Source organism: Phytoactinopolyspora endophytica, assembly GCF_004138495.1.
GTDB classification, from domain to species: domain Bacteria; phylum Actinomycetota; class Actinomycetes; order Jiangellales; family Jiangellaceae; genus Phytoactinopolyspora; species Phytoactinopolyspora endophytica.
Window position 1 is genome coordinate 594,208 of the sequence record NZ_ML142849.1, and the last position, 3,513, is coordinate 597,720.

Consider the following 3,513-nt stretch of genomic DNA (forward strand, 5'->3'; position numbering starts at 1 on the left):
GTCCATGGCGATCAACTGGGCCACGGAAGGCGCGTCACACTACCGCGATGCGACCCTGCGCGACACGATGCTCGACGCCATCGACACCGTGCAGACCCACAACTACATCGCAGGAGAGCCGGAGGACTCCAGCTGGTACAACCATGAGATCGCCATCCCGCAGTATCTCAACAACGCCCTGACCATCCTGCACGATCACGTCGGCGCCACCATGACGCAGCGGCACACCGAGGCCGTCGACTGGTTCGTGCCGGACCCGCGGTACAATTATCCGCCCAACCACCCCAAGCACAAGCTGTCCACTGGCGGCAACCGGGTCGACTTGTGCCAGGTGGTCATGATCCGTGGTGCCCTCGATCACACGCAAGCGCGCGTCGCCGACGGCCGGGACGCGCTGAGTGGGGTCTTCGAGTACACGACCTCCGGCGACGGCTACTACCGCGACGGCGGCTTCATCCAGCACACCAGCATTCCCTACACCGGCACGTACGGCCGAATACTGCTCCAGGGCGCCGCCACGCTGATCGGACTGCTAGCCGATTCGCCGTGGGAGATCACCGATCCCGACGTCGAGATCATGTTCGACGCCGTGGAGAACTGCTACGCGCCGACGATCTACGACAACCAGCTCTTCTCCAACATGTGCGGGCGCGCCGTATCGCGCAAGAACAGCGTCGAGCACGGCCCGGCCATCGGCATCGTCGACGGGATCCTGACGCTGGCCGGCGCAGTGGACGCCACGCGGGCCAAGAACTGGCGGGAGATGTGCCTCGGCTGGTTCACCAGGGACGAGTTCGTCGACCCCACTGCCACGTCCGATCTGCGCCGGCTCGCACTGTTCAAGGACCTGATGAACGACTCCAGCCTGACGCCCGCGCCGGAACCGGTCGGTCATCAGCTCATGTCAAGCGTCGCCCGCCCGATCCACCGCCGCGACGGCTGGGCGTTCACGGTCTCCATGGCGCGGGAGGGCGTTCACGGCTCGTATGAGCACAACCGGGAGAACCTGCACGGTTGGTACCAGGGCCGTGGCGCCGCCTACCTGTACGTGCGCTCGGACAACGCGCAGTTCTCCGACGCCTACTGGCCGACGGTCGACCCACTCCGGCTCCCCGGCACCACCGCGCAGCGACGGGACGACATGCCCGACGGCGACTGGCGCAAGGCCTACGGTCATTTCGGCGGCGGCGCGTGCGTGGACGGGGAGTACGCCGCGACCGGGATGCGGATGACCAAGGGCCCCGGAGAGCACTCGCTCAGCGCTCTGAAGTCGTGGTTCTGCCTGGACGACTCGGTGGTGGCGCTCGGTACCGGCATCACGTCGAACGAGCAGTACACCGTTCAGTCCGTCATGGAGAACAGGAACCTGCACGAGAACGGGGCCAACACCCTCATCGTCGACGGCGAGACCATGCCCGCGGACCTGGGTTGGGACGAGTACCTCGGACGGCCGGGCTGGCTCCATCTCGCGGACGTCGCGGGCTACGTCGTCCTCGACGCGGAGAACGGCAGCCCACTGCGAGGACTGCGAGAGGCACGGACGGCCACCTGGCTGGACATCAACCCGTACTGGTCCACGCACGACGACACGCCGTACACCCGCCGGTACGTCACGCTCTACTTCGGCCACGGCAGGGCGCCCACGAACAGAGCGTACGGGTACATACTGCTGCCCGGCGCGACACCGGCCGAGACGGCCGCCCGCGCTGCCGACCCGGGCGTGCAGATCCTGGCCAAAACGAACACCGTGCACGCCATCCACGTGCCTCATCTCGGCTTCACCGGGGCGAACTTCTTCTCCGGCGGCCAAACGATCCAGCTCGGCGGCGGCGCCACGATCGCCACCGACAAGAACTGCTCCGTCGTGCTGTCGCAGCAGGGTAACGAGATATGGGTCGGCGTCGCCAACGCGTCCCACCGGCTCGACTCCATCACTGTCACGCTCAGCGGAACGTCGTACAGCCCGTCGTCGAGCGACTCGACAGTCCAGGTCAGCAAATCCGGGAACACGCTGACTGTCGCCATCGACACCAGCGCCCGCGACGGACGCACCCACCGCGCAGTCCTGGTTTAGAACCCCTTTGGCTTCATTGCGCACTCCCGTCGAGGGCGTGGTAGAAGGGGTCGTCGACGCCGATCTCGCCGCGCTTCACGGTCTGACCGGTGAACGCCGACTTGTACAGCGCCGTGATCAGCTCGAGCGCGGCCCGGCCACCGTCGCCGCTGGTGTCCGGCCGGCGTTCCGCCCGGAAATCGGCGACCACGTCGCGCAGCTGGGACAGGTGGTTGGTCTCCTCGTCGGGTAGATCGTTCGCCCACCCGGCCGCGAGCTGGTCGTCGATGCCTTCCGCGGGGGTGCACGACCAGTCCGAGTTCCGGTATCGATAAAGATGCGTCAGCTTGACGGTCGCAAGCTCGGTGTCGATGCGCAGGTGGCTCACCGACTGCGGGGAGACCGCACTGTTCACGATGGTGCCGAGCGCACCCGATTCGAACCGGACGACGGCAGTGCTGACATCGTCGGTCGCGATGTCGCGGCTCGTCGTGGCTGCGAACGCGGAGACCTCCTGCCAAGGGCCGGCCATGGTCAGCATGAGATCGATGTTGTGGATGCCCATCGCCATCGCCGGTCCCCCGTCGCCGCGGAAGTTGCCGCGCCACTCCGGCTCGAAATAGTCCGGACCGCGGAACCACGTGGTCTGACACTGCACCACAAGCGGGCGGCCCAGCACACCTGAGGTCACCAGCTTTCGATAGTGCCGCGCGCCGGGTCCATAGCGCAACTGGAAGACGATCGGCGCGTACGGACCCCCGTCGCGCTCCCCCGCGACCATCTCGTCATACTCCGCCAGGGACAGTGCCGGCGGTTTCTCGCAGAACACCCACGCCCCAGAGGCCAAAGCCTCCGCCACATGCTCACGGTGCAGCACCGGCGGGGTCGCGACGATCACCAGATCCGGGGACTCGGCCGCCAGCATGGCGGTGAGGCTGGTGTACCGGCCACGGATATCCCACCGGTCGCCGAAACCGGCCAGCTTGTCCGGATCGACGTCGACCGCTGCGACGACGTCCACGTCGGCGGCCAGCGCCCGCAGGGCCGGCAGGTGCCCGCCTTCGGCGATCCCGCCGGTACCGACGATGGCCGTGCGGACGGGACGATGGTGGCGATCGGCATGTCCAGGGGTGTGCACAGGTACTCCTCGGCGGCAGAGGCATCGGCGACGGTAGAGATGTCCGTCGTACTCGTACGGGGTCACCTGGTAGGCCCGGACCGGCGCCCCGCTAAGAATCCTGCAAGCGCTTGCACGCAAGCAGCTCGTTCATGGTTGCCGTGCCACCGATGGATTGTCAAGGCCGGAACCGTCGTACGGGGCCGATAAAGCCCCACTCGAGGGACAGACTTAGGACGCAGTCCTCCGCGCAGCCTGTCCGGTCGAACCGCGCACCACCAGGTCGCCCGAGAGGCTGATCTGCTGCTTCTCGGTGACTATGCCGTTCAGCTCATCGACGAGC

Annotated in this window: 3 protein-coding genes; 1 reads left to right on the top strand and 2 read right to left on the bottom strand. The window is 67.0% G+C overall.

Going from position 1 to position 3,513, the window contains the following annotated elements; genetic code table 11:
• Nucleotides 1-2,074 (top strand): polysaccharide lyase 8 family protein (locus ELR45_RS02625; protein ID WP_165367406.1); only part of this gene is annotated, 2,074 nt, incomplete at its 5' end.
• 13 nt (nucleotides 2,075-2,087) lie between these two features.
• Here ELR45_RS02625 and ELR45_RS02630 read toward each other — a convergent pair.
• Together ELR45_RS02630 and ELR45_RS42425 are read right to left on the bottom strand one after the other, a co-directional pair.
• Nucleotides 2,088-3,191 carry a Gfo/Idh/MocA family protein gene (locus tag ELR45_RS02630; RefSeq protein WP_129663174.1) on the bottom strand — a complete coding sequence of 368 codons (1,104 nt, stop codon included), beginning with the start codon at nucleotides 3,189-3,191 and terminating at the stop codon, nucleotides 2,088-2,090.
• A 210-nt stretch (nucleotides 3,192-3,401) separates the two neighbouring features.
• Nucleotides 3,402-3,513 (bottom strand): hypothetical protein (locus ELR45_RS42425; RefSeq protein ID WP_165367407.1); only part of this gene is annotated, 112 nt, incomplete at its 5' end.